Annotated in this window: 23 protein-coding genes; 10 read left to right on the top strand and 13 right to left on the bottom strand. The window is 58.9% G+C overall.

Annotated features, from left to right (window positions below):
* The 6 genes from traF to K7J14_RS02145 form a co-directional block, all read right to left on the bottom strand.
* The gene (gene traF, locus K7J14_RS02170) at positions 1 to 1,131 is read right to left on the bottom strand and encodes a conjugal transfer protein TraF (RefSeq protein ID WP_230752557.1); all 1,131 of its coding nucleotides are present in this window, start codon (positions 1,129 to 1,131) and stop codon (positions 1 to 3) included.
* Positions 1,131 to 1,853: a hypothetical protein gene (locus K7J14_RS02165; RefSeq protein WP_230752555.1), complete on the bottom strand. Its 723-nt coding sequence runs from the start codon at positions 1,851 to 1,853 to the stop codon at positions 1,131 to 1,133. The genes traF and K7J14_RS02165 overlap by 1 nt, the downstream gene beginning before the upstream one ends.
* 84 nt (positions 1,854 to 1,937) lie before the next feature.
* Positions 1,938 to 3,278, bottom strand: a complete 1,341-nt coding sequence (gene mtaB, locus K7J14_RS02160) for a tRNA (N(6)-L-threonylcarbamoyladenosine(37)-C(2))-methylthiotransferase MtaB (protein WP_230752553.1) — start codon at positions 3,276 to 3,278, stop codon at positions 1,938 to 1,940.
* A 9-nt stretch (positions 3,279 to 3,287) separates the two neighbouring features.
* Positions 3,288 to 3,908, bottom strand: coding sequence for a tetratricopeptide repeat protein (locus K7J14_RS02155; RefSeq protein ID WP_230752551.1), 621 nt, complete (start codon positions 3,906 to 3,908; stop codon positions 3,288 to 3,290).
* Positions 3,905 to 4,273 (bottom strand): bactofilin family protein, encoded by a 369-nt coding sequence (locus K7J14_RS02150; protein WP_230752549.1) that lies wholly within the window; start codon positions 4,271 to 4,273, stop codon positions 3,905 to 3,907. Before K7J14_RS02150 ends, K7J14_RS02155 begins: the two co-directional genes overlap by 4 nt.
* A 10-nt stretch (positions 4,274 to 4,283) precedes the next feature.
* The gene (locus tag K7J14_RS02145; protein ID WP_230752547.1) at positions 4,284 to 5,018 is read right to left on the bottom strand and encodes a prephenate dehydrogenase/arogenate dehydrogenase family protein; all 735 of its coding nucleotides are present in this window, start codon (positions 5,016 to 5,018) and stop codon (positions 4,284 to 4,286) included.
* A gap of 129 nt (positions 5,019 to 5,147) precedes the next feature.
* Between K7J14_RS02145 and pta the strand changes: the two genes are divergently transcribed.
* From pta to K7J14_RS02130, 3 genes are all read left to right on the top strand, one after another.
* A complete protein-coding gene (gene pta / locus K7J14_RS02140; RefSeq protein WP_230752544.1) occupies positions 5,148 to 6,155 on the top strand; it encodes a phosphate acetyltransferase in 1,008 nt (335 codons plus the stop codon).
* Between the two features lie 111 nt (positions 6,156 to 6,266).
* On the top strand, positions 6,267 to 8,207 hold the full coding sequence (locus K7J14_RS02135; RefSeq protein WP_230752542.1) for a tetratricopeptide repeat protein: 1,941 nt from the start codon (positions 6,267 to 6,269) through the stop codon (positions 8,205 to 8,207).
* A gap of 36 nt (positions 8,208 to 8,243) precedes the next feature.
* Positions 8,244 to 11,555 carry an adenylate/guanylate cyclase domain-containing protein gene (locus tag K7J14_RS02130; RefSeq protein WP_230752540.1) on the top strand — a complete coding sequence of 1,104 codons (3,312 nt, stop codon included), beginning with the start codon at positions 8,244 to 8,246 and terminating at the stop codon, positions 11,553 to 11,555.
* Positions 11,556 to 11,565: 10 nt separating this feature from the next.
* Here the strand turns inward: K7J14_RS02130 and K7J14_RS02125 are convergent, their stop codons facing one another.
* The 5 genes from K7J14_RS02125 to K7J14_RS02105 all read right to left on the bottom strand — a co-directional run bounded on the left by K7J14_RS02125 (position 11,566) and on the right by K7J14_RS02105 (position 17,025).
* On the bottom strand, positions 11,566 to 14,073 hold the full coding sequence (locus tag K7J14_RS02125) for a CoA-disulfide reductase (protein ID WP_230752539.1): 2,508 nt from the start codon (positions 14,071 to 14,073) through the stop codon (positions 11,566 to 11,568).
* The gene (locus K7J14_RS02120) at positions 14,074 to 14,463 is read right to left on the bottom strand and encodes a MarR family winged helix-turn-helix transcriptional regulator (protein WP_230752537.1); all 390 of its coding nucleotides are present in this window, start codon (positions 14,461 to 14,463) and stop codon (positions 14,074 to 14,076) included.
* 165 nt (positions 14,464 to 14,628) lie between these two features.
* On the bottom strand, positions 14,629 to 15,417 hold the full coding sequence (locus K7J14_RS02115) for a DUF72 domain-containing protein (RefSeq protein ID WP_230752535.1): 789 nt from the start codon (positions 15,415 to 15,417) through the stop codon (positions 14,629 to 14,631).
* A gap of 1 nt (position 15,418) precedes the next feature.
* Entirely contained in the window at positions 15,419 to 16,678 is a 1,260-nt protein-coding gene (locus K7J14_RS02110) for a Y-family DNA polymerase (RefSeq protein WP_230752533.1), read from the bottom strand.
* Entirely contained in the window at positions 16,675 to 17,025 is a 351-nt protein-coding gene (locus tag K7J14_RS02105) for a LexA family protein (RefSeq protein ID WP_230752531.1), read from the bottom strand. The genes K7J14_RS02110 and K7J14_RS02105 overlap by 4 nt, the downstream gene beginning before the upstream one ends.
* 89 nt (positions 17,026 to 17,114) lie before the next feature.
* Here K7J14_RS02105 and K7J14_RS02100 point away from each other — a divergent pair, with 89 nt between their 5' ends.
* The 3 genes from K7J14_RS02100 to K7J14_RS02090 all read left to right on the top strand — a co-directional run bounded on the left by K7J14_RS02100 (position 17,115) and on the right by K7J14_RS02090 (position 20,310).
* Positions 17,115 to 17,759, top strand: a complete 645-nt coding sequence (locus tag K7J14_RS02100) for an XRE family transcriptional regulator (RefSeq protein ID WP_230752529.1) — start codon at positions 17,115 to 17,117, stop codon at positions 17,757 to 17,759.
* 77 nt (positions 17,760 to 17,836) lie between these two features.
* Positions 17,837 to 18,613 carry a DUF4037 domain-containing protein gene (locus K7J14_RS02095; protein WP_230752527.1) on the top strand — a complete coding sequence of 259 codons (777 nt, stop codon included), beginning with the start codon at positions 17,837 to 17,839 and terminating at the stop codon, positions 18,611 to 18,613.
* The gene (locus tag K7J14_RS02090; protein ID WP_230752525.1) at positions 18,610 to 20,310 is read left to right on the top strand and encodes a hypothetical protein; all 1,701 of its coding nucleotides are present in this window, start codon (positions 18,610 to 18,612) and stop codon (positions 20,308 to 20,310) included. Before K7J14_RS02095 ends, K7J14_RS02090 begins: the two co-directional genes overlap by 4 nt.
* A gap of 26 nt (positions 20,311 to 20,336) precedes the next feature.
* Here the strand turns inward: K7J14_RS02090 and K7J14_RS02085 are convergent, their stop codons facing one another.
* Both K7J14_RS02085 and K7J14_RS02080 read right to left on the bottom strand, forming a co-directional pair.
* A complete protein-coding gene (locus K7J14_RS02085) occupies positions 20,337 to 20,966 on the bottom strand; it encodes an MBL fold metallo-hydrolase (protein WP_230752522.1) in 630 nt (209 codons plus the stop codon).
* Complete coding sequence (locus K7J14_RS02080) at positions 20,963 to 21,490, bottom strand: pentapeptide repeat-containing protein (RefSeq protein WP_230752520.1); 528 nt, start codon at positions 21,488 to 21,490, stop codon at positions 20,963 to 20,965. Before K7J14_RS02080 ends, K7J14_RS02085 begins: the two co-directional genes overlap by 4 nt.
* Positions 21,491 to 21,544: 54 nt before the next feature.
* Here K7J14_RS02080 and K7J14_RS02075 point away from each other — a divergent pair, with 54 nt between their 5' ends.
* Genes K7J14_RS02075 through K7J14_RS02060 form a run of 4 tightly spaced genes read left to right on the top strand, consistent with a single transcriptional unit; the run spans position 21,545 to position 26,195 of the window.
* On the top strand, positions 21,545 to 21,844 hold the full coding sequence (locus K7J14_RS02075; RefSeq protein WP_230752518.1) for a hypothetical protein: 300 nt from the start codon (positions 21,545 to 21,547) through the stop codon (positions 21,842 to 21,844).
* A 1-nt stretch (position 21,845) separates the two neighbouring features.
* Entirely contained in the window at positions 21,846 to 22,640 is a 795-nt protein-coding gene (gene murI, locus K7J14_RS02070) for a glutamate racemase (protein ID WP_230752516.1), read from the top strand.
* The gene (gene rsgA / locus K7J14_RS02065; protein ID WP_230754749.1) at positions 22,640 to 23,578 is read left to right on the top strand and encodes a ribosome small subunit-dependent GTPase A; all 939 of its coding nucleotides are present in this window, start codon (positions 22,640 to 22,642) and stop codon (positions 23,576 to 23,578) included. The genes murI and rsgA overlap by 1 nt, the downstream gene beginning before the upstream one ends.
* Positions 23,579 to 23,606: 28 nt before the next feature.
* Positions 23,607 to 26,195 carry an endonuclease MutS2 gene (locus K7J14_RS02060; protein ID WP_230752514.1) on the top strand — a complete coding sequence of 863 codons (2,589 nt, stop codon included), beginning with the start codon at positions 23,607 to 23,609 and terminating at the stop codon, positions 26,193 to 26,195.
* Positions 26,196 to 26,199 lie beyond the last annotated feature (4 nt).

The raw sequence follows: 26,199 nt of genomic DNA, 5'->3' as shown, positions 1-26,199 counted from the left end.
TTAATATTCAAAAGCCAGCGAGACTTCCATGTTCAAAAGGGGACGGGCGCCGGGGTCGATGCCGAGTTCGCTGCCGTACATGGCTACGTCCAGGGCGAAGAGAGAAAGGTCCAGTCCGAGGCCTAAAGCCGCGTATGTCTGGTTGATTCCGGCGCGGAGACTGACTACGTCGAGGAGGATCATCTCCGTTCCCAGCGCGACGTTGAGTACGGGATTCGCCGGAATTATGTCGAGCAATCCCAATATATCGCGATAGTCCAGATAGAACCCCCATTGCGATATGGTGATCCAGTCTTCGGGGAGCTGCAGGTTATAACTTGCGCCGATTGTGAGTTCGGGTTCGATTCGCGCGTAGGTCGTGTCGCCCGCGCTGCCGGCAAGATAATCGTCCAGGGAGGCGTATTCGGTGGTGAACACCGGCGTATACAGATCCCGGCAGACGAGGCCGGCGGAAAAACCGTCGCCCAGCTTGTATAAAAGCCCCGCGTCGAGGCCGAAGCCTGTGGCGAGAAGCGTGGGGATCGAAGCGAGATCCATGCTTTCCGCGGTATCGAGAATGCCCAGGGCCGTACCGCCTTGGGTCGCGTAGGTTTGGAAAAAGCCTTTGAGCTGAAGGCCGGCGGATAGAGAATGTAGGTCTTTTCGGAACAGCGTTAATCCGTATCCCCCGGCGATGAGGACTTCTTCGCCGGCGATCAGGCTGCCGTAGGATAGATTCGGTATGTCGGCTTCGATAAGGGTTCTGTTGAAAATGCCGAAGCCGAAATTGCGTTCGACGTGCGCGATGGAAAGAGGGCCGGTTATTTCGGTTCCGATATAGATTCCGTTGTTTTCGCCGACCAGGTCGAGAATGGCGCCTGAAATGTCGTCTTCCTGGAAAACGGCGGGGAGATCGAAAAGCGGGCCCGACACATGGGCTGCGAGCCGACCGAGCGACCAGACGCTGTCAGAGAAAGCGAGCATCGCGGGATTAGTTGAAAGCGTGTCTATCCCGGCTTCCTGGGCCGCGAAGGGGCCGGCGAAGCCTGCGAGGCGGGCTGAGACAATCTTTGGGCGCACCGGCGACTGGCCGTAGGCGAAGGAAAAAGCGGCGGCCAGCACGGCAGCGGCGCAGAGCGTTCGTTTGTCCATTATTCATCTCCCCCGGAACCGGCCAGCAGATCAGCGAGATTGAAGCCGCCCACTTCTATCGACGAAAGTTCTTCGTCGCTGCGGCTTTCGATATTCGTTTTTACGCCGAGAACCAGATCGAAACGGGCCTGCTGGGCTTCTGTCAGCTCCGTTTCCGGGGTGCCGCCTGATAGGAGGGTCATCAGATCCGCGGCGGGAACCTCGCTGGCGAGGTCGGCAACGACGACGGCAGAGGCCGTGATGAGGGCGTCCGGCGCGAGGTTGGAGAGGTTTTCAGTGTCCGCGAGGATGGTCTCGACCGCGCGGAGATCGGCGGAGGAGTCGAAACCCGCGAAAAAGTCTTCTATGAGCGCGTCGGGGTCTGCCTCATCGGCGGTGGCGGCGGACGCGAGATTCGTGAGCGTTTCCATGCTGATGGTCGCGGCGGACGCGAGATTAAGCACTGTTTCCCGGTCTTCCGCGGAAAGCGCGGTTATCTCCGTTTCGGTTTTGCCGCCGAGGGCTGAAAGGACGGCCTGGGCGGAGGAGGCGTCCGAAAGGCCTTGGGTCTCGGCGATTTCGAGGATGTCGCTGGTGGAGGCCGAAGACGATATGGTAATTGAGTCTCTCGCCAGCGGCGCGGCGAGCGAGGTCGTAAACATCTGTCTGCAGGAGACTGAGAATACGGCTGCGGTCAGCGCTATCGCCGCGGCAGAGCCGTTAAGGAAGATTCGGCGGTTCATCGGTTGTCCTCCCTTTGTAGGTATCTATTAGTGTAATCCATCGGGATGGAAAGCTCAACCGATTTGTTCAGCTATCGGGCGCGGTCAGTCGGCGGGCTCGGCTATAGGGCCTGGGCGCAGGACGATCGTGATCCGCTGGCCCTTTTCCGCGGAAGCGGAAGCGAGAGGCGCTGAAATATAGTTTTCGGTCAATACGGACAATTTCGAATCGCGTTCGGAGCCTTCAACTATCGCATCCAGTTTTTCACCCATCCATCTCTGTATGTATTTTTCCCGGTTTTGTTCGGCCATCGCGGTCAGAATCGCCACCCGTTCGCCGGCGATCCGTTCAGGAATTTTGGGTTTCATTGACCAGGCTTCGGTTCCCGGGCGGGCGGAGAAGGGGAAGGCGTGAATCCAGGAAAAGCCGATGTCCCGGCATAGTTTTTCGGTGAGGGCGAAGTCTTCTTCTGTTTCTCCAGGGAAGCCGGCGATGATGTCGCAGGCAAGGAAGGGATCTTTTTTGACGCTTCGCAGGCCTTCGGCGGCGCGGTAGACGGTTTCCGCCATGTAGGGGCGGCGCATGAGGCTGAGGATGCGGTCGCTGCCGGATTGGACGGAGAGGTGGAAGTGCGGGCGGACCCGGGGATCTTTGAGGATGGGCAAAAGGCCTTCGTCGACGCGCTCGGGGTAGAGGCTCGAGATTCTGACGGTGATGCGTTTGGTGTTCGCGAGTATGCGTTCGAGCAGGCGAGCGAAGTCTTCGCCGCCGCTTTTGTATTGGGAGAGGTTCACGCCGGTGAGGACGACTTCGCCCCAGCCGGCTTCTTCTATGGCGATTACCCGGGCGACGGCTTCGTCCGCGGCGAGGGACACCGATTTTCCGCGCGCGAGGCGGATGCGGCAGTAGGAGCAGCGGTTCGCGCAGCCGTCCTGTATTTTGATCGAGGCGCGGGAGTGGAGAAGGAAGGCGTCGGTCGAAAGTTTGAAGGAGGATTCGGGGCCTTCGGCCGGCTTGAGGAAGAACCGGCGTACGGCGTTCGGTACGGAAAGTTCCGGATGCACGACGAGCTCGGCGGCGAGACAGGCGGGAAGCTCCGCGAGTTCGCCCTTGCGGGTTCCCGGAATCACCACGACGCGGGGGTCTATTTCGGCGAGGGCGTCGGCTTCCACTTCGGCGTAGCAGCCGGTTACGAGGACGGCGGCTTCGGGGTGGTTTTTCAGGAGCAGGCGGATGAGCCTGCGGGCCTTTTGTTCGGCTTTGCCGGTGACTGTGCAGGTGTTCACCACGGATAGGAGAATCGGTTCGATCGGTTTGAAGGCTGTTTCTGCGGTTTCATGCGAGAGCGTGACGCGGAAGCCTGCTTCTTTAAAGGCATGGGCGAGAGATTCTGTTTCTATCTGGTTGAGTTTGCACCCGAGGGTTTCGAAATGTACGATATCCATCTGAACGGCCTAGAGCTGCTTCAGGACGCGCTCGCGTCCCCTGACTGCGTCTGAAAGGGATGAATCGAGCTCGATCGCCTTGTTGTAGGCTTCGAGCGCCCATCTCCATTCGCGCGCCATTTCGCGGGCGTAGCCGAGGCGAACCCACCAGCGGGAGTTGAGGGGCTCCAGATGAACGGCAGTAGAGAAGGCCATGTCGGCGTGGCGGAAGCGGGATTGGCGGAGGTAGATTTCGCCCATGAACCAGTAGACGATCGATATTCTCGAGCCGTTGGGCGCGTAGGACAGGTATTCCTGGAACAGGCGGATGGACTGATCGTTCCGGCCCAGATAATAGTAGGCTTCTCCCTGGATTTCGATGAGGCGGGGATCGTACCAGGAAATTTTGCGGCCTTTTTCGGCCCACGAGCGGGCTTCTTCGTAGCGGCCTGCCTGGACGAGGGCCCAGCAGAGGACGACGTGGCTTTCCAGATTCGCCGGGGAGGCGGAAATTTCCGCGAGACAGATTTCTATCGCCTGTTCGAAGCTGCCGCTCCGGTACATCGCCAAGGCGTCGGGCTTTGCGTCCTGGGCGGCGAGAGCGCCGCAGAGCAGGAGGGCGGCCAGAACGGATATCAGTCTTTGTATCATGAACCCGGCCTGTTCATGGTGCAGATTCCGGTAAAATAGCAGCCGCTTTCCAGCACCACTTCCGGGGCGGTGACGTCTCCGGTCAGTTTGCCCGAGCTGAAAACGTGGACCATTTTGTCTGCCGTTACGTTTCCGACGACCGCGCCCTTGATGATGATGCGGGAGGCGTGGATGTCCGCGTTCACCGTCGCGCCTTCGTCGATGAGAAGGTCGCTTGAAGCGTCGATGAGGCCTGAAACCGTTCCCTTGATCATGAAGGGTTCTTCAAAATGTATCTTTCCGGAAAACTCTATGTCCGGTGCGAGAACCGTATCGTAATCCTCTTCGTCGAGGTCGAGAAGGTCGTTGTCGGAATTATCTACCATAAGAGATAATTTAGCCCCGATTATCGGGGTCGGTCAAGCTCCGGCATACGTCGTCCCAGGCGCGGGAGAACGAATCGCGCATCGACTGCGCGTGCGGATTGAGGGTTTGCATGTCGAGGAAGAGTTCGGGAGAGTCGCGGGCGACCTGTTTGCAGATGGCGAGGAGCTTGCGGTACCACAGGGTTCCGATGGGCGTTTCCTCGACTCCCATCGCGTTGAGCGTTCTGCCGATCATGTGGGTGAGGGCCTGGCTCATCGCCGCCTGGCGGTCGTGCTCCTCCGGAGTCATTTCCACGACCATGATTCCCAGAGACGAAAAGAAATGGCTCCATTCGGCGTATTGATCATGGTTCATGCGGACCGGGTGCATCATGAGGGGGAGGCCGGACAAGCCTTCCTTTGCTGACTCCGGGCCGAACATGGGGTGGGTCGCCAGAATGTCGACGGTTTCCGGGAGGGCTTCCTGCATCCAGCGGACCGGCTCCATTTTTACCGAGCAGGTGTCGACGACGAGCGTGCCGGGCTTAAGCATGGGGGCGATTTTAGCGAGGATTTCCGGAACCGTCCGCATCGGGACGCACAGAAAGATTACCGGAAGCGCGCACAGTTCTTCCAGACTCACCATCGGGCAGGGCGGATTCTGCGGCGCGCTCCTGTTGTATCCGTACACTTCGTATCCGTGCGAAAGAACAGTCGCCCAAAACGAGCCGAACCGTCCGAAACCGATAATGCCTGCTTTGCTCATAATCGTACCGTAAAGAGGTTTTCTTCCTTAGTCAATACGGACGGCCTCCCTTGCCCAAACCGTTTCAGGGGAGTATTGTTGTCTGAGCATTTGTTTTCCAATTCTTTTTTTATTCCAAGGAGTTTTTCCATGAGTTTTATCGAGTCCATGAAACAGAAAGCGATCAGTTACGGCAACCGCCTCGTTCTCCCCGAGGGCACGGAGCCGCGCACCGTAAAAGCCGCCCGTAAAATCATCGACGACAAGATCGCTTCCCAGGTGACCCTTCTCGGGTCCCAGTCCGCAGTCGCGGCGGTCGCCTCCGAAGCAGGCGTTTCCCTTTCCGGCATCTCCGTCGTAGACCCTGCTTCCTCCGAGCTTCTGGCGGGGTTCGCAGACGCCTATTATGAAAAGCGCAAGGCGAAGGGCATGACTCACGAACAGGCCCGCATCGATATGGCCGGCGTTCTCCGGTTCGGCGCGATGATGGTCGCGAAGGGCCTTGCCGACTCCATGGTCGCCGGAGCCGAAAACACCACCGGCGACGTGCTGCGCGCGGGACTCACCGTCATCGGCACCGCTCCCGGATCGAAGACCGCTTCCTCCTGCTTCGTCATGGAAATGAAGGACCGCTCGTGGGGCAACGACGGACTGATGATTTTCTCGGACTGCGCCGTTATCCCGACCCCGTCTTCCGAGCAGCTGGCGGACATCGCCTGTTCCGCAGCAGAGAGCTGCCGCGGATTCATCGGAACCGATCCGGTGGTCGCCCTTCTTTCCTTCTCCACGAAAGGCTCGGGCGGCAAGGACGAGAACGTCCTGCGCGTTCAGGAAGCAGCGAAGCTTCTTTCCGGCCGTTCGGTCGACTTCGTGTTCGACGGCGAGCTTCAGGCCGACGCGGCCCTCGTCCCCTCGGTTACGCAGAAAAAGGCGCCGGGAAGCCCGGTGACCGGAAAGGTGAACACCCTGGTGTTCCCGGATCTCGGCGCGGGAAACATCGGCTATAAGCTGGTTCAGCGCCTTGCGGGAGCCGAGGCCTACGGCCCCTTCCTCCAGGGCTTTGCGAAGCCCATTTCCGACCTTTCCCGCGGCTGCTCGGTCGATGATATCGTGGTCACCGCCGCGGTCACCCTGGTGCAAGCCGGCAAAAAAAGCTGACAAGCTGAATCGTTCGGCCTAAAAAACGCCGAATCTTCAGGGGCCGGCTCTCTTAAACGGAGACCCGGCCCTTTTTTTTGCACTCATCTATGGTATACTCCCTCAACGCGTATGGATAATAACAGCTTCAAAAAACAATTCTCCCTTGCCCTGAAAGCCGGACAAAACCGCGATTATTCGAAAGCTACGACGATACTTGAAAAACTCGCGGCCTGCGGCGTAGCGGAGGGCTTTCCGTCTAAAGAATCCGAAGCTCATCCTGAGGTGTATCTCTACCTCGCGCGCTCCCTTCACGCCCAGGGCCTGCCGGACCGGGCCATGGCAAATTTCCGCTCGTATCTGGGCCTTGTTCCCGAAGATCCTGCAGGCTGGTTTTTTTACGGAAGGTCCTGCCTCGCCGCCGGAGATTCCGAGCGCGCGATACGGGCGCTCCGCAAAAGCATATCGCTCAATCCCGACTCCGTCGACGCGCGCGCCCTTCTTGGAAGCGCATGCCTGCGCGCCAAGCGCCCTTCGCTCGCGCGTTCGGTCTTCGAGGAGGCGCTTTCCCTCGCGCCGGACGACGAGCGGCTCAATCAGGGATACCGCAACGCTTTGTTCGTGGAAGCCGTGCGCCTGCTCCGCAAGGGAGAGGCGGATTTGGCCCGCCAGATGTTCACCTATCTGATCAACAACGATATAGACGGCGTTTTGCCGCGAGTCTACCTTGCCCACTGCCTGCGCGATCTGGGCTACTACGCGGAAGCGATCGGCCAGTACGAGGCGGCCGGCGAGTTCTCTCCGGACGACCCGACCCTGCAGTGGTATATTGTCGCGGCCCTTTTCGAGTCCGGAAACGCGGAGGCCGCCTATCCGCTGATCGAGAGTCTGGGAGGCTTCCCGGGAAGCGACGAGCCGACCGGAAAGGATATCAGCCTCAGGATAGTGCGCAACCACGTGGACCGGGGCGAATGGGCTCCTGCCGCGCGCGCGGGCCGGCTTCACATCAAGAAATGGGGGAGCGATCCGTTGATCCACGCGCTCATGGGCGAGGCCCAGCGGAATCTCGGGAATTTCGACGGCGCCCTCAACCATTTCCGCAAGGCTGTCTCCCTCGACAAGGAAAACCCTTCCGCCCGCTACGGCGTTTTAATGCTCTTCGCCGAACAGGGCGCGTGGACCGATCTGAAGGCTGAGCTTCCCGGAGCCGCGCGCGCGGGCTGCGACCCTCAGTTCATCGCCTACTATCAGGCCCTCTGCGACGCAAACCTCGACGAAAATCCTGAAACCGTCCTTCCCGGTCTGCAAAAACTGGTGCTCGAGCAAGGTCCGCTTCCCGAATTGATTTCCGCCCTCGCGCGGGTGTATTTCCGCCTTTCCCTTCCCGAGCTCGCGATCGGCTGGTACCGCAAGGTGCTGGACGGAGATCCCGGGAACGAGGAAGCCTTCCTGGGCTTGATAGCCTGCTGCGAAGAGCTTGATTCGATCGACGACCTTCTTGAATCTCAGCGCGCCTATCTTGAAACCTGGCCCGATAATTCCGCGATCCGCCGGGAGCATGCCGACGCGCTCGCTTCGGCCGGGAAATGGGCCGACGCGGCCGATCAGCTTGAGCTGGTCGCTTCCCATGAGCCGTCCGCGGAGTCTTCCCGCGCAATCGCCCTGTATCGCAGGAGGGCCGGCCAGTACGGCAAGGCCGCGATCATCTACCGCAATCTCCTGCGCGCCCGTCCCGACGACAGGGCTCTTCTGTCCTGCCTGTTGTGGTGCCTCGACCGCATGGGGGAAACTGCGAACGCCTTCACCCTCGCTCATCAGGCCAATCAGGCCTTTGCTCCCGACGTTGAAAGCCTCCTGATCGAAGGACGGCTCCAGGCTAAAAAAGGCGACGCGAAGGGAGCCCTGGAGGTATTCAGGATCGTGGTCGACAAGTGGCCGAAAGATCCCCGGGGCTGGGACGAGGTCGCTTCGATGTACCGGATTCTAGGCGTTCCCGAGATGGAAACCCTCCACGCGGAGAAGGCCCGAAACATCAGATTGAAGGACGGCCGGCGGGGAAGTTCGAGAAAATAGGTTGTCCAAACGAAGGGCAGGTCCTATACTGAGGGCATGAAAAAAGCCCTTCATTTTTCCGTTATCCTCGGCGTTCTCTTTTTTGCCGTTCTTGCGCCGCTTTCAGCGGCCGAGCAGGAATCAGGCCTTTCCCGTCATGTCATGACCGTATGGACCGACCGCGAGGGACTGCCCTCCGATACGATCCTCGATGTCGCCCAGGACAGTTTCGGCTATGTCTGGCTCGCTTCATACGACGGGCTCGTCCGATTCGACGGCGAAACCTTCACGGTGATGACTCCGCAGGAAGGCGGCTTCACCGGCCGCTCCGCGCGCGTGCTGAAAGTCGCTCCCGACGGGGCGCTTTGGGTAGGCACGAACACCGCGGGCCTCTACGAGCGCAGAAACGGCGTTTTCGTCCGCTACGGGCTTGAAGAGGGTCTGCCCGATCTTTCGGTTCGTTCGATTGCCTTCGCAAACGACGGCACAGTGTGGGTGGGAACCGCGAACGGGGTTTCGAGCTTGAAGGACGGGCGTTTCGTGCCCGCTCCCGGAACCGGAGACCGCTCCTTCGGCATCGCGAATTTCATACTTCCCCTCCACGACGGCACTGTCATCGTCGGTTCGAATATTCCCGGCCTCAGGCTCATCACGCCGAAGGCCGCAGTTCCCTATCTTGACGAGCAGGGGCTCGGCAAGTGGTCTTTTTCCGCCGCCTGGATGGACGTAAGCGGACAGCTGTGGCTCGGCACGAGCTCCGGCCAGATTGTGCTCGTTTCCCGCAACGAGGTGCGCAAGATCATCGAGCCCGATTTCCTCCGCGGTTCGAGCATTAACGCGTTTTTCGCGGAATCCGGCGGAACGGTGTGGATAGCGACCGACCGCGGCATTCTCACCCTCTCGGGCGACGCCGTGAGCTCCTTTTCCGAAGCCGACGGGCTGCCCAGCAATGTCGTGTCGTCCCTGTGCCGCGACCGCGAGGGGAACGTCTGGGTGGGAACCGAACGCGGCGGTTTGGTAAAATTCAGCCAGGGCAAATTCATGAATATCTCGCGCGTCGACGGCCTGGTCAGCGACGCGGTCAACGGCGTTACCGAGGATAAATGGAGAAGCTTGTGGATAGCCACGGACGAGGGCGTTTCGTTCTTTCCTTCGTCGACCGATCCCTACCACAGCGATCCGGCGCGCCGCCGGGCCGTCGACGATCTGGTGAAGAGCCTCAAGGGCATCCGGATCCGCCAGGTGCGTATGGACGTCGATTCGTCGCTGGTTTTCGCCACCTATTCCGATAAGGGCCTCCTCTTTTTCAGGCCCGACGGAGGCGTGGAGACGCTGACGGTAAAAGACGGCCTTCCGACGAACCGCGTCAGGTTTTCCGCGCGCACCCGTTCGGGAAGCCTGTGGATAGGAACGACCGCCGGTCCCGTCGTCGTTGCGGACGGACTGGTGTTTCCCTACGGAACCGATTCCGGCCTTCCGAATCTGTTCATTCTCTGCGCGCTGGAGGATTCTTCCGGCAGGATGTGGCTGGGAACCGACGGCGGCGGCGTCTCCGTTCTGGAGAACGGCCGTTTTACGACCTTCAATACCGGGAACGGGCTGGCCGGCAATGTCGTGTTCCGCGTTCTCGAGGACAGCCTCGGCAATGTGTGGGCCTGCACCTCTGACGGTTTAAGCCTGTATACCGGCGAGTCCTTCATCCCGGCGGATTCGGCCCTCGGCCTTTCCTCCGAAAGCGTCTTCGAGATTCTCGAGGATAAGCGCGGCATGCTTTGGATCGTTACCGGGCGGAAGGTGTTCCTCGTCTCCGCCGAAGAGCTCGCGGAAGCCGCTCAGCGGGGCTTCGTCATCGCGGGGGCGCGGAGCTTCGACCGCCTCGACGGCCTCGCCGGACAGCTTTCGGCAAACGCCTGGTCCTATATAAACGAATTCGGCATCGCCTATTTCCCGACCCTCAAGGGCCTTTCCATCTATAACCCCCAGTCGGTGGCCCACAATATGCTGCCTCCCCCCGTCCGCATTGAAAAGGTTCTCCTCGACGGCGAAACCTTTATACCGGCGGATACGGCCGACTGGGCTCCGGGGCGCGACGATACGTTCGCTCTGATTCTTCCCGCCTCGTCCAGGCGCGTGACCTTCCACTACACGGCTCTGAGTTTCGTGGTTCCCCAGCGCGTCCGCTTCGACTATATGCTGGAAGGGTACGACAAGGACTGGATTTCCGCGGACGTCGCCAGGGAGATCGGCTATACGAACCTTCCCCCGGGCGATTATCGGTTCCGGGTAAAGGCGAAAAACAACGACGGAGTGGTAAACGAGGCGGGAGCCGAGATGCGTTTCCGCAAGCTTCCCTTCTTCTGGCAAACCGTCCCCTTTTATCTTTTGTTGGCCGCCTTTCTGATCGCGGTCGGCTTTCTCGGAGCCCTTCTCCGCGTGCGCAGATTGAACCGTCGCGCCCGGGAATTGAACCGGCTCGTGCAGGAACGGACTGCAGAGCTCGATCAGGAGCAGAAAAAAAACGAGTCGCTTCTGCACAACATACTCCCTCCAGCCGTTGTGAGAGAGCTCAAAAATACCGGCAGCGCAACTCCCCATGTGTACGGAAAAACCGCCGTCCTTTTCGCCGACATCGTCGGATTTACTCCCTGGGCCGAAAGCCGCACTCCGGACGAAGTGATCTGCGAGCTGAACGATTTGTTCACCGCCTTCGACGAAATCATGGAAAAAAGGAACTGCGAGCGGATAAAGACGATCGGAGACGGGTACCTCGCCTGCTGCGGCATGATGACCCAGGACGACGAGTGTTCGGTGAAAATCGTGAACGCCGCTCTGGACATGCTCGATTATCTTGAAGCGCGGAACAAAGGCTCACGGAATCCCCTGGAGGTCCGCATCGGAATCGATATCGGCCCGGTGGTCGGCGGCGTAGTCGGAGTGAAGAAATATATATTCGATATTTTCGGCGATACGGTGAATACCGCCTTCCGTCTGGAAGCCCTCTCCGTACCGATGGGGCTCACTGTTTCGGAAAAGATCGCGAAGCAGATTGAAGGATCGTTCTCGGTGCTGGAACGGCCGGGAAGAGCCGTGAAGGGAAAGGGTATGATGCCCAGCTGGTACGTATGCCGCCGCGGAGCCTGCGGTTTCGACAACGCCACGGCGCTCTCGCGGTGGTCGCGGGCCCTGAAACTTTTCGACGAGGGCCGGCACGGGGAATCTTCAGAGATACTCGACGGATTCGATCCGGCGACTATAGAGCCGGAAATCGGGTACGACGTGTTTCAGCTGGCGTCACTCATTGCCGAGAAACAGGGCGATCCCGAGCGTTCGCGCGTCCTGAAAGAACGCGCGGAACGCTACAGAATGTAGGGCCGCCCCTTTATACGAACAGATTCACGCCGCTGGCGGACGCCGCTTCCATGTAGGTTGCGACTCCGCCGATTTCCACGCCGTCGATCAGCTCTTCCTTCGTTATTCCCATGATGTCCATCGACATTTGGCAGGCGACCATGCGGATGCCGGCCATGCGGGCCTGGGACACCATCGATTCAAGCTGGTCGACATGCTTTTGCTTCATCCGCGTTTTCATCATGACCGGCCCCATGCCGGCGAAGTTCATCGACGAAAGGGATAGCTTGCCCATGTGGGCCGGAAGCATCGCGCCGAACATTTTTCCCATCACATCCTTTTTAACCCGGCCGGGATGCTTCTTCCGTAAGACGGAAAGACCCCAGAAGGTGAAGAACATGGTGACGTCCTTTCCGGTTGCCGCCGCTCCGTTCGCCAGAACGAAGGAAGCGAGAGCCTTGTCGAAGTCGTTGGAGAATACGATGAGGGTCGCGCCGGAAAGCGGCGCGGCCGCGGCCGAACGTCCGGAAAGAACCGGTTTCGGTCCGCCCTTTTCGATGACGGCGTCGATCTTTCCGGATTCGGACGTCAGAGAGATGAGCTCGTTTCCGGTGAGCGAGCACCATGCTTTCACGTCCCGGGCGAATCCCGGATCGGTGGCCTGGATGCGGATGCGGTCGCCGCTTTCCATGTTTCCCGCTTCCTGTTTGAGCCTGATGATGGGGCCGGGACACTGAAGGCCGCACGCGTCGATCACGATCGCCTTTTCGTTGCCGTGCCGTCGCGGGCTTCCGTCTTCCTCTATAACTTGTGCGTTTTTATCGAAGAGGGCCGGCTGTGCATGAGCGGCCTCTGTCTGAGCGGGAGGATTCGTCAGATACTCGACTTCAAGAGTCGCAGCCTTCCATGTCTTGTATCCTCCGGTAAGGTTGGATACGCGCGCGTACCCGTTCTCCCGCAGAATCCGCTCTGCAAGATATCCGCGCAAGCCCATTCCGCAGTTCACGACGATTTCCCTGTCCTTCGGAACTTCAGCAAGCCGGTTTCTCAGTTCTGTATTCGGTATGAGCACGGCTCCGGGAATCGAACCGAGGTCGAATTCCTCCTTAGTCCGCACATCAAGCATGAAGGCTCCGTTCTTCCTGAGCGCTTCCGCTTCCTTCCAGGTTATCGTCCGGGTGAGCTTATCGAGAGCGTTTTCCGCAATAAAGCCGACCATGTTGATCGGATCCTTCGCGCTCGAGAACGGGGGCGCGTACGCCTGCTCGAATTCAGCAAGGTCGTGCACCGTGCCTTCTTTTTTGATGTATGCCGCAAGCACGTCTATCCGCTTGTCCGCTCCGTCGAAACCGACCGCCTGGGCTCCCCAGAGCTTTCCTGTTTCAGGATGGTAGAGAATCTTCACCGCGATCTGCAAGGAGTTCGGGTAGTAGCCTGCATGGCTTCCCGAGTGGGTTACCGCCTCGGCCCAGGGAAGTCCCGCGCGCTCGAGATTTTTGCCGGTGAGTCCTGTGGAAGCGACGGTGATGTCGAATATTTTCGCGATGCTTGTCGCGATGGTTCCGCCGTAGGGGCGCGTGTTTCCTTTCACGATGTTGTCCGCGCACAGGCGGGCCTGCTTGTTCGCGGGTCCGGCGAGGGGCACGGTGACGGGCAGTCCGGTGAGCGGGCTTCTAAACTCGATCGCGTCGCCGACCGCCCGAATCGAAGGATCCGACGTGGCGAAGAACTCGTCGACCTTGATGGCTCCGTTTTGAGCGACTTCGAGGCCGGCTTCGCGGGCGAGAGCGGTGTCGGGCCGCACTCCGATGGAAAGAATCACCATGTCGGTTTTCAGGACTGTTCCCGAGGACAGGGTGATTTCCAGAATCGATCCTTTGCGGGCGAACGAGGATACTCCGTCCTTTAGTTTCAGTCGTATGTCTTTATCCCGCAGATGCTGCTGCACGATCGCCGCCATATCGTAATCGATCACGTTCATCACCTGATCGAGAGCTTCGACGACAGTGACGTCCAGGCCGCGTTCCTTAAGGTTTTCCGCCATTTCAAGGCCGATGAAGCCGGCTCCGACGACTACCGCGCTTTTTGTGTCCTCGCGGTCGATGCGGGTCTTGATGCGGTCGATGTCCGACACTGATCTGAGGCTCATGATGTCGGGATCGTCGATGCCCGGAATGGGCGGTTTGACGGGAGAGGCTCCGGGGCTGAGAATGAGCGCGTCGTAGGCCTGTTCGTATTCGCTTCCGGTCGCGAGGTTTTTCACCTTGACGGTTTTTTCGTTCCTGTTGATCGAAACTACTTCGTGGCGAACCTTGGCTTCCACATTAAGCGCTTCCTTGAATTTCTCCGGGGTCATTACGAAAAGACGCGAACGGTCGGTAATAACGCCTCCGGCATAGTAGGGGAGTCCGCAGTTCGCGAAGCTGATGTGTTCTCCCCGCTCGAACATGATGATCTCGGCCTTTTCATCGAGCCTTCTCAGCCGGGCGGCGGTTCCCGCTCCTCCGGCTACTCCTCCGACTATTACATAGGTTGCCATTTATTCCTCCCGGGACTCCGTCCCATTAAATTCAAGTATCGCCTTCTCCTGCGTAAATACAAGTTCGGGCGGCAGTTCCAGCTCGGAGCACTGATAGCTTTGAATCAGTCTGGTTCCTTCAGGCGTCAGTTCGACCGTTACGTTTCTCCGGTCCTCGTCAGAGGTTTTCCTCTCGATCATTCCTCTGCCTTCCAGAGCGTCCAGAATCCGCGTAAGGCGGGACGGCGACAATTCGAGCTCCCTTGAAAGGGCTCCCGGCTCCCTGATTCCTTTAGAAATCGAACACAGGCAGAGGGCGTCGTTCAGGGTGAGTCCGGTTGTCGTTTTAAGTTGAACTTCAAAGCGGCGGCGGGCCGTCTGTATTTTGCGTACGGAACAAAGATCAATCATTGAGCCTCCGATGCCTCCCGCCTTGTGCGGCGATTCTCGTTACTGGTTTATATTTGCTGTTGACAATATTTGCTAATAACAAAAGTTGCTAATGGCAAATATAATGCACACAAGGCTATCTGTCAAGAATTGTGAACTTGTGTCTCTGATCGCCCTCTATGCGATTCAACCCGGACTCTGCTGGGTCAGAATTTTCATTTTTTGCGCGTTCACGACCGCATGGCCCTTCGCGTGATTGTTAAAATATATCTGGACGAGGCGGGAGGACGCGGCTACGGAGTTGACGAGAGGAAGAAAGGTTTCCAACTGGCTTTGCGTATAGTCGTATTCATAGCGGTCCCGCGCGTTCGTCCCGTACCAGGAGCCTGCGTTTCGTCCATGGAAGCGCAGATAGGCCGCGCCTCCGGTCACTATCTGCAGGGAAGAGGGGAGGTTTTTGAGTTCGGGCATATCGCAGATGCACCAGCCGACTCCCCGTTTTTCGAGTCCTTCCCAAACCCGCTTATTCTGCCATGAGCGATGCCTGAACTCCGCAACAAGCGGAAGTCCCTGCAGTTCGCCCACCAGATTATCCAAGTACCGGCGTTCGTCGGGCGCGTAGTGAAAACTCTGCGGAAACTGGAGAAGGACCGATTTCAGGAGGCCCCGGTTCGTCATGGGAAGAAGCGCTTCCCGGAACGCGCGCGAAGAATCCCGCCATCCCGATACGGTAACGTTGTGCGTCATGCTTTGATGCGCCTTTACCGAAAATTGCAGGCGCCCCATGGAACGGGTCACCATCGAGGCTATCTGGCGTTCCTCGGGCATGCCGTAATAGGTGTAATTGATTTCCAGCGCGTTGAAATAACCGGAATAGAAGGCGAGAAATTCATCTCTCGGCAAGTCCTGGGGATAAAAAACGCCCCGCCATTCCGGATAGTCGTATCCGGAGGTTCCGACCAGAATCTCCGCCATGTCAGTGAACCTCGGGAAGTGCCCGTATGTCGGTCGTATATGCGGGAGACAGAAAGCGCCGCTGCATTCCCCATCCGCCCGGAGCGCGGGCGCTGCTTCCCAGCCTGAGCGTTCCCCGTCCGTACCGGGAATTGAGTTCGTCGAGGCATTCCATAAGGGACTGATTGTTCTTCAGGGTCTGCGAGCGCTCGGGACTGTCGAAGAGTTCGCCCTGCGGGACCGTGTCGTCCTCCAGACCCAAAAGATTTACCATCACCTTTCTGTACCGGTATCCGCTTCTATACATGCCGCGGAGCAGCTCCAGGGCCGCGCCCTGAATTTCCGGCAGCCAGGAGGTAGGCGTTTCCAGGGCGGCCGACGCCTGGTTCGTGTATTGGGGCCCCGACTCGTCCCAGGGGTTCGTCATGAGAAAGACGGAAACGTATTTCACCTTGCTTTTCTGTTCGCGCAGGCGCGAAACGGCTTCATGGGTATAGGCCGACAGGGCTTCTTCGAGGTCGGCAAGCGAACTGACCGGCTCTCCGAAGGATTTCGAGGAGCATATATTCTGCCTTTTTTCCCGTTCCTCTTTATCCTGGGCGGGAATTTCGCGCAATTCCTGAACTGTCCGCATTCCCGTAATGGTAAGGTGTTTTTTCGCGTGCTCCAGCGGAAAATCCCGCAGGTCCTTTGCTGTCCGTATGCCGTATCGGCGCAGCATTTTGGTCTTCGACCAGCCGATACCCCAGACGTCTTCGACCGGATAGGCTTCCAGAACCCCCTCCTTGTCGCAGTCCTCCCAGCTGAACACCCCTCCGCTCTTTTTCGCCAGCTTGTTGCACATCTTGGCGAGCGTGCGCGTCGGGGCGATGCCTACCGATACCGGCATCCCCGTTTCCCGGTATACCGTATTGCGGATGCGATGTGCGATTCCCGGATAGTCGGGGCATTTCCAGTCGGGAAAGTAGAGAAAGCATTCGTCTATGGAATACACTTCCACTTCGGGGCAGAGGCGGTTGTAAACGGAGACGATCCGGGAGCTCATGTCCGCGTAGAGGGTGTAGTTGGAGCTGAAAACGGAGACTCCCTTGCGCGCGCATTCGGCCGCCGTCTTGAACCACGGGTCTCCGCGCCGCAATCCCGCCCCCTTTGCTTCGTCATTGAGGGCGATGATGATTCCGTCGTTATTCGAGAGAACGACTATCGGCTTTCCCTCCAGATCTGGCCTGAATATCCGTTCGCAAGAGGCATAAAAACTGTTCGCGTCCACATGAAAAATCATAAGTTTCGCACCACTCCCGTCACTACGCCGAAAATTTCGGTTTCCTCGTCGATTTTGATTCCTTCTCCGCAGCCGTCGGCGAGGAGGAGTCGTTCTCCCTCTCTTCTGAGTTCCCTGCAGGCGAATTCGCCTTCGCGGCGGAATACTACCAGGCACCCTGGCATGGGCGGCCGGGAGCGGTCTATCACCAGCATGTCTCCCGACAGAATGCCCCGGTATATGAGCTGACCGCCCTGCATCCGCATGAAAAAGGTGGCGGGAGCGTTGTGGACCATGAGAGTATTCAGGTCGATCGTATTTGCCTCGTATCCCCGGGCGGGAGAAGGAAATCCCGTTTCATTCGCCATATTTCTTGCCTTTTCTACGCAGAAAGAGTATTATTCTTCCTGTCGTGCTTAATAATATAAGCATAATGCTTATCCGTCAAGAGGAATACATGAAAACTCCATCTTTCAGGGACGATATTTCCGGCCGCTACGCGAGCATCAGAAGCCGGGCAGGGCTGACGAAAAAGGCCTTCGCCGAATCTCTGGGAATTCATCCGGTGGTGTCCGGAGATATAGAACTCGGCAAGCGGGAGCCCTCCCGCGACGTGCTGGTCCGCCTCGCCCGCGCGTACGGCGTCGATCTTACCTGGCTCTTAACCGGCGAAACCCCGGAAGACGACAGCGATTTTTCCGTTTCAGTTTCCTTTATACGGCAGGAGGCCGCGGCGGGTCGCGGAGTCGAGATAAGCGAGGCCGCAGAAATCCAGCGCCTCCCGGTTCCCCGCTCCCTGATCGGATCGCGCAGGAGCGACCGTGTCCGCGCCGTCGAAGTCCGCGGAGACTCGATGACCGGAATCGGCCTCGGAGACGGGGACATCGTCCTGTTCGCCCCCGGCGAGGAGGGCGGAGACGGAGTCTTCGTCGTCTCGATAAATACCCGCCTTTTGGTCAAACGGGTGCATTTCGATCCGGCGGGAACCGCGGTTCATCTGATTAGCGAAAATCCCTCGTATCCCGTGCGCATTCTGACCGGTCCGGATCTTGAGGACTTCAGGGTGGAAGGGCGCGTCATCGCCTGGATGCATCGGGCTTGATCTCCGGGAGATTGATTTTTCATCATTTCGATTCACATCCGACGGCTGATATGGTAAAATACGGCATGAAGTATACCATGAAACCGAAGGTACGCGAACTTGCGGAGACTCTTGCCTCGTCGCTTTCAGCCTGGACGTCCGTCGAATGCATCTGCCTCAACGAGGCCGCAACCGCGGACACCCTCGATCCTTATTTTGCGCTCATATTGGATGTGTATACGCGGGGAGATATTCCCAATCCCCAAACCCGCCGGGATTCCTATCCCGAGCACACGGTGTTCGAGACTTCGCCGACCGGCACGAAGGATCGTTTCCTGGTCGGCGAACTTCCGGTGCGGATCGAATATAAATCTCTGGAGCGCATCGAAGAGCTTGCCTCGATCGCCCTGCGCTCAGGCTCCGATCTCTGGAAGATCCGCGACAGCGGAACCTATGTATTTTACCGCCTTGCGCATTGTCATCCCCTGTTTCAGCGTTCCGACTGGCTTTCTACGGTCACCGTCCGCCTGGCGGACCTGCCCGATTCGTTCTGGACGCGCATGGGCTCGTTTTACCGGTCCAGCATGGAGCATTATCTTTCCGACCTTGGAGCCTCCCTCATGCAGGAAGATTCCTTCCATAACATGATTTCCGCGGCTAATTTCATCAAATTCGCCTGCGCGGCGCTTTTTATGGAAAACGGCGAGTTCGAGCCGTCCCACAGGGGCTATCTCAATCTGGTGAACCGGCTGAAAACCGTGCCGGACGATTTCCCCGGCCGCTTTGAAAGCTTTCTCCGGCCGGATTCCGAGCTATCCCCCGAACGGAAATACGAGATAGCCAAGCTGATGGCCAAAAGCATCATGGGCCTATGATCCGCCTCCGCCTTTTTTTTCTCACCCTCTGCATGACGGCGTTTCTCGCCGCCTCCTGCGGTTTTCCCTCGTCCGCCGTGCCTCTGTCCCTTTCCGGCGGAGAGACTCTGCCTTTAGCGGCCATCACCGCTTCGGCTAAAAAAGGAGTGCTCGCCTCCTCGGGATCGGCGGCCTGGTTCGGCTTCCCTGAAGGCTTTTCTCCCCGCGCCGTAGTGGCTGAAATCGAGATCTCTCCTCCGCAGGAAGCTTCCGTTTTTCTCGCCTTCGCGGGTCCGGAGGATTTCGACTCCGCAGGAAAGCCGCGTTCAATCGATTCTCCGCGCGCCGTTGCCCGCGTCAGCGGTTCTGCGTCACGCTTCGTCGTGCGCATGGAAGCTCCCTCATCCCCTGTATCCGCCGTCGTCATCCAGGCCGATTTTCAGGATTCAGCGGCAGTCCGCGTCGTTTCGATAACAGAAACCGCGCCTGAGTACGGCTGGTCGAAAAAACCGTCGGTTCTGAGCGCGTCCTTCTCTTCTCAGGGGGGATCCTTCGATCCATCCCGCTCGATTTATCCCGCTTTGCAGGTTCAGGGCGAAAGCACCGTCGTCGTCGATTTCGCTCCCTCCGCGGATTCGATCGGATCGCGCCTGAGGCAGGAGCGCGAGTCGTTTCTCTTCGGCGAATCCGTCTTCGCGTTTCGCAGGACCGCCCGTCCCGGACGCTCCCTGATTCCCTCCTTCCTGCTGACCCGCGGCCCGTTTGCGCAACCGTCTGTATTCGAACCGGCAACCCCCGCGTCTCCGTTTATTGAAAGCGTCCGCCTCGTTCCCGGAACAGCCGTGTTGTTCCCCGAGTCCGCGCTCCAGCCCGTACCGGCCGATCCCCGCCAGATTCTTCTGTGGCCGCAAAACCGCTGGAGGCAGTCCGCCTACGAGGCGTTCTCCTGGGACCGCTTCCCTTCAATTCTGATCTTCGATACCGCCGACTATTACATTCAGGACCGGTTCTTCAAACGGCTCGCGTTTTTTGTGGAGAAAAAAGGATACCGGGGACATCTGTGGACAAACGACGAGATCGGCTCCCTTCATGCCTTCAACGCCCACGATTATCGTGCCGAAAGCCTTGCGGAATTTTTTACCCGCTCAAAGGCCGAGAACTTCAATCTTAATCCCGAAGAAGAGCTGCTTCGCGATATTCTGGAGGCGAACGGCGTTATTCTTCCCTCCGGGGACGGATGGGCTGCCGGCTCGGGCGCGGTGCTTTCCCTGTCCCGCCAATCGAAAGGCTATCTGCGGACTCTGTTCATGACGCACGAGAGCTTCCACGGATTGTACTTCATCGATCCCGATTTTCGATCCTTCGTGTCGTCTGTTTACGCCGCGATGGACGAGCGGGATATCGCCTTTCTCCATGAATACTTCACCGCGATCGACAGCCTCGGCTACGATCCCGCGGACGGCTATCTGATGGAAAACGAGTTTATGGCCTATCTGCTTCAACAACCCCTTGCCCAGGTGGAGCCGTACTTCGTCTCCAATCTCAGGGAGAGGTTCCTCCGCTACAAGGGAAGCCGTGAGTCCGCCGAATGGATTGAAAGCACGAAGGCGTCAGGCTTCGTGAAGGCGGCGGAACAGCTTAACGAGTATGTGTTCAGGCGATGGGGAGTAGAGGGCGGACGGGTGAGCCTTTTCGTTTCTACCCCGATCCCGGACTGAACAAAAGGCCGAAACGCGGCCGGGGATTACATGTATCTGAACGGTTCCCGGTCGGTGGTAAAATCCTTGAGGGGCAGCGACTCGATGGTGGATTCCCTAGTCAGTTCGATATTGTAGAGCCGCTCGGCTCCGACCGTCGTGGGGGGGCCGTGGCCGGGCATCAGAATGACTTCGTCGTTTTGATTCAGCAGCTTTCCTTTCAAGTGGTTCAAGAGGTTCCGTTTTCCGTAATCGTTGTTCGTCGTGCCCAACCGTCCGGCCGAAAGGGCGTCTCCGGTGAACAGCACGTTTTCAATCTGATACATGAGCGAATCGGGCGAGTGGCCGGGGGCGGCGAAATACCGGACAGCGAAGCCCGCCGCCGTGAATACTCCGTCCCCCTGCAAGAGCTCGGTTCTGCAGCCGCCCAATTCCGCGTCCGCCGCGAATATTTTGGGAGCGTAAATTTTCATCAGCGTATCCAGCCCCTTCCAGTGGCTTTCATGGCTGTGCGTCACCAGAATCGCCGCGACCTGGAAACGGTTTTCCTCGATATGATCCAGAAGCTCTCTGTTCATGACCCCCGGGTCGACGATCAGCGCTTCTTTCGAGCGTTCGTTTCCGACGAGGTAGCCGTTCGAGAATCCTTCCAGCGAATAGTGGAAATAGATTTTCATTCGGGGCTGTCTCCTTTCATGAAAAGCGCTTCTCTCGTATTGGAGGATTTGAACGAAACCTGTTCGCGTATCGTCTGGTAGAACATCGTTTTTTTCAGATTGCAGTTTTGGAAGGTCGAGTTCTTGAGGGTGGCGAGCACGAAACGCGAATTGTAGAGGTCCGAATCGTTGAACGTGCTGTCGGCGCAGAGAATCCCGTTGAAATTGTCGTGGAGGAGGTCCGATCCCGAGAAATCTGCATGGTCCAGGCGGACTCCGGCGAAACTCGAAAACTGGATGTCGCAGTTTTTGAAGGTGCTCCCCTCGATGCGCGAAAAATCGAAAAAGCACATGCGGATGCGGCAGCCGTCCATGCGGGAATTGATGAAGGCCGATCTGGAAAAGCGGCACCCGGTAAAACGTTTCCCGGAAAGATCGGTTCCTTCGAAGGACAGGCTCCCGAAGTCGACGCTGTGGATATCGTTTTGGGACGCGAGAATTTCGAACAGGCTTGCGGTCGGAATCACCTGATGCGTGCTGAACATGTTCTACACTGTAGGTCATTGCGTGTTTTTGGTCAAATGGGTTATTATGAAACAATGTGCTGGAAATGCGGAGCGGCTATAGTCGCCGATGGAGTGATTTCTCGTTCGATGCGGTGTTCCGCCTGCGAATCAGATGTCAGATCGTGCCGCAATTGCGCGTTCTATTCTCCCGGTTCTTTTCACGACTGCGCCGAGCGCGCGGAGGACGGAATCGTCGATAAAGAACGGGCGAACTTTTGCGATTCCTTTTCCCTGAATCCCGCGTTTAAAAAGCCTCATGTTCCGCTCGTAAAAGGGACGGGCGAAAAAGCCGAAAAGGCGCGCGACGCCTTCGATTCCCTTTTTGGATCCTGATATGACCGACTCATCGTACCAATATGCCTTTCTCGACTCCGGCTCGGGCGGACTTCCGTACCTCGCTCAGCTCCGTTCCCACGCGCACAGGGCTTCCTGCGTGTACCTCGCCGACACTCTCCACTTTCCCTACGGAGAGAAAACCCGCGCCGAAGTGATCGAATTCGCCTCAGAATCCGTTGAGCATCTCCTTCGCCGCTTTAGTCCTTCTGTCGTCGTCGTGGCGTGCAACACGATGTCCGTCGCCGCCCTCGAAACGCTCCGTTCCCGGTTTCCGATACCCTTCGTCGGCACGGTTCCCGCCGTCAAGCTCGCCGCCGCCCGTTCGAAAAACCGGAAAATCGGACTTCTCGCGACCGACCGCACCGTCGTCGATCCGTATACCGACGAGCTCATCCGCAAATTCGCCGGCGACTGCGATTTCGTCAGAATCGGAGATTCCAAACTGATAGCGCGCATCGAAACCGAGCTTATCACCGCGAGCCGGGAGGAGAGGCTGGCCGCCGTACTTCCTTCGATCGAGCGCTTCAAGAGGGAAGGCGTGGACACCATCATTCTCGCCTGCACCCACTTTCTGCATGTCGACGATGAAATCCGCGAAGCCGCGGGGCCGGGCATAGAAATCATCGATTCCCGGGAAGGCGTCGTTCAACAGGCCCTGCGCCTCGTTCCGCCGCGCGCTGAAGACCACGGCGAGGTCGCCTGCTACATCACCGGAGGCGTCTCCTCCGCGATCGAAGACCGCTATCGCACTTTCTCGCGGCTCTTCAATATCGAATGGGGAGGCGTCCTGTGATCGAAGCTATGGTTCTCGGCGGCACGAATAACACCTTCGAGGTCGAGTCTCAAGACGGAATGGTTCGCCTGTGTTCGATCAAGGGAAAGATTCTCCGCGAGTCGGAAGGGTATTATAATCCTCTCGCTCCGGGAGACCGTGTTTCCGTAGAGGTCGACGAACACGATCCGAAGCGAGGCCAGATCATCAATCTGCTTCCCCGAAAAAATCATTTTGTGCGCTGGAACCAGAAGGGGAAATCGCCCCAGCTGCTGGCGTCGAATCTCGATCTCGCGGTCGTCGTGACCACTCCCGCCGAGCCTCCTTTCCGTCCCCGCTTCGTTGACAGAGCCCTGATCCAGGCGGACGCGGAGAGAATCGAGCCGCTGATACTATTAAACAAGAGCGATCTTCCCCAGGATCCTGATCTGGAAGAACGCATGGAGGACTGGAAGCGCCTGGGGTATGAAATCATCCGCGTTTCCGCGCATACCGGAGACGGCCTTGATGTTCTGGCCGCCCGTCTCGAAGGGCGGCTTTCCGCCTTCGTCGGACAATCGGGAGTCGGCAAGTCCAGCCTTCTGAACGCGCTGGACACCCGCCTGTCCCTGAGAACGGCGGGCCTTTCGGCGAAATACGGCAGGGGCACGCATACCACCACCCGCGGCATGCTGTTCCATCTTCCGCCGGGAGAGTCCGGGAAATCCGCCTCGATCATCGATACGCCCGGCGTCAGGCGCTTCGTCCTCCACGGCATCGAAGCCCGCGATCTGGCACTGTATTTCCGGGAGATGGAAGCGCTGGTGGGAACCTGCTCCTGGGGGCATTCGTGCACCCACGAACACGAGCCCGGCTGCAAGATCCTTGAAGCGGTCTACGCCGGAGTCATTCACGAACAGCGATATGAGAGCTGGCAGCGCATCCGGGACGAACTGGAAACCGGACGCTGGACCGATTAACCGCCCTCGGGGCGGAAGGCATTGAACAATGAATCAACGAACATTGGATATACTCGAATATCCGCGGCTCCGCGAAGAGATCGCCGGATTTTGCATGAGCGAAGAAGGAAAATCCTCGCTGCTCGCGCGCGTACCTTCGGCCGATCCGGAGGAAGTCCGCACCCTGAAGGCTCTGGGGCGCGTCTGGCTGTCGGGCATCAGGTCCGATTCCGCTCCCTCTCTGGCAGCCTGGCCTCCGGTGCGGCCGCTCCTGCCGCGGCTCGGCCTTGAAGGCGCGTCTTTCGACGTACAGGAATTCTACGCCCTGCTCAGGTTTTGCGAGACGGTAGAATCCCTGCGCTCGTGGGCGGCTCGGCGGAAGGAGACCGCCTCCTCGCATCAGCGGGACGCGCTCGCGTCTCTTTCGTTCTCCGACGCTCTGCTGTCGGACGAGGCCGCCTCCCTTCCCGATTTATCCGTTCCGCTCGCCGAAATTCTCCGCATCATCGACAAGTCCGGGGAACTGCGGGATTTACCGGAGCTCCGCGCGATCCGCCAGGGCATACTGCGGATCAGGCAGGACATCGAGCGACTGGTGCACCGCTACCTTGCCGACGACAATCTCAAGCCCATGCTGCAGTCGTCCCTTCCGACCCTCCGCGACGGCCGCCAGGTGCTCGCCCTCCGCGCGAATTTCAAGGGACGCATCAAGGGCATCGTGCACGAGGTGTCCCAATCCGGACAGACTCTCTATCTCGAGCCCGAGGACGTGGTCGACCGCAACAACGATCTGGTCACCGAAGAATATCGGCTCTCCCGCGAGGTAGCCCGCATTCTTCGCGAACTCGCCTCCCGTCTTTCTCCCTTCGCCGGCGATTTTTCAGACGCCCTCGACCGCGCGATTTTTCTCGACTGCGTCGGAGCCGGGGCCCGATGGGGAAACGCGAATCTCTGCGCCTACGCCGAGGAGCCTCAGGACGGCACCGGTTCGGCGGACGACGTTCCCGTCATCCGCCTGAAGCAGGCCCGCCATCCGCTTCTCCGCCCCCGCGCCGTTCCGATCGATCTCGTTCTGTCGCCCGGCAGCCGCATGCTCATCGTGACGGGGCCTAACACCGGCGGAAAGACCGTAACGCTCAAGACTGCGGCCCTCTTCGCCCTTTTGAACCAGTCGGGCTGGCCGCTTCCCGCCGCCGAGCCTTCTGTTCTGCCTGTATTCGACTACATCGGATGCGACATCGGCGACGAACAGTCCCTGGACCAGTCTTTGTCGACTTTTTCCGGCCACATGAAGAACATCTCGGAAATCCTCCGCTCGGCGACTCCGCGCAGCCTCGTCCTTCTGGACGAACTGGGAAGCGGAACCGACCCGCAGGAAGGCGGGGCGATCGCCATGGCGGTGCTGGACGCGCTTTTAGTCGCGCGGTCCGTCGTTCTGGTCACCACCCACCACGGCGTCCTGAAAAACTACGGATACACCCATCCCGCCTGCGTCAACGCCTCCGTGGATTTCGACCAGAATACGTTAAGCCCTACGTACCGCATCCTCATGGGCGTGCCGGGAGAAAGCCACGCCCTCGACATCGCTTCCCGGAACGGTCTCGACTCCCGCATAATCGAACAGGCCCGTACCTATATCCTTGAAGAGCGCGCCGACGTTTCCGCTCTGATCCGCGGCTTGACCGCGAAGCACGAAGAGCTCGACCGGTTCGAGCAGAACCGTAAAAAAGAAGAACAGCAGCTCCGAGAAAAACGGCGCAAGAACGATTTGCGCGAGCTGCAGCTCCGCCAAAAAGAGGTCGAGCTTCGCGAACAGGGCTGCGGCCGGCTGGAAAAGCTTCTTGCGGAAAGCAGGAGCCAGCTGGAAAACCTTGTCCGCGAAATCAGGGAAGGGGAGCTTACGAGGGAGAAAACCGTGCAGGTTAAATCCTGGATGAAGGAGCTCGATTCCCTCGTTTCAGCCGAGCGCGATTCATTTGCGGAAGAAAAAAACGCCGTGAAGGACGCGCGCAGGGAAACCTCGGAGCGCCACGGCCTCGAAGCTCGCGAAGAAAGCGCTTCCGCCTCCGCCGGCGCTACGGTCGGCGGCCGCAAGGGCAAGCCGGGACGCCGCGAAACCCGCAGACTCCGCGAAGCGGATTCCGCTTTTCCCCAGGGATCCCGGCAGGGACCAGGCGGAGCCATTCCCGAATTCGCGCCCGGAGTGGAAGTCTACGTCGGCGAGCGGAAAACCCGCGCGACATTAGTTCGCGAAGCGAAAAAAGGTTCCTGGATCGTTTCCGCGGGAACCATACGCCTCACCGTTTCCGAGGACGAGCTGACCGCCGTTCCCGTCAGCTCCCCCGGCCGCGCTCCGGTCGTAGAGGTGCATACGGAGCTCGGCGGAGAGGAATCCCCGGCTTTCGAATTGCGGCTTTTAGGCATGAGGCATGACGAGGCCATGAAAGCGCTCGAGAAACAGCTCGATCTTGCCGCGATGAAGGGGTTGCAGGGATTTTCGGTGGTGCATGGAAAAGGCCACGGCGTTCTTCAGACTGCCGTTCACGAGGCTCTCGCCGCCAGTCCCGTGGTGCAGGAATTCCATTTTGCCCGTCCAGAGGAGGGCGGAACCGGAAAAACCTGGGTTACCTTGGGCTAAAAAA

Source organism: Teretinema zuelzerae (assembly GCF_021021555.1).
GTDB classification, from domain to species: Bacteria; Spirochaetota; Spirochaetia; order Treponematales; family Treponemataceae; genus Teretinema; species Teretinema zuelzerae.
This window is presented reverse-complemented; position numbering and strand designations above follow the sequence as displayed.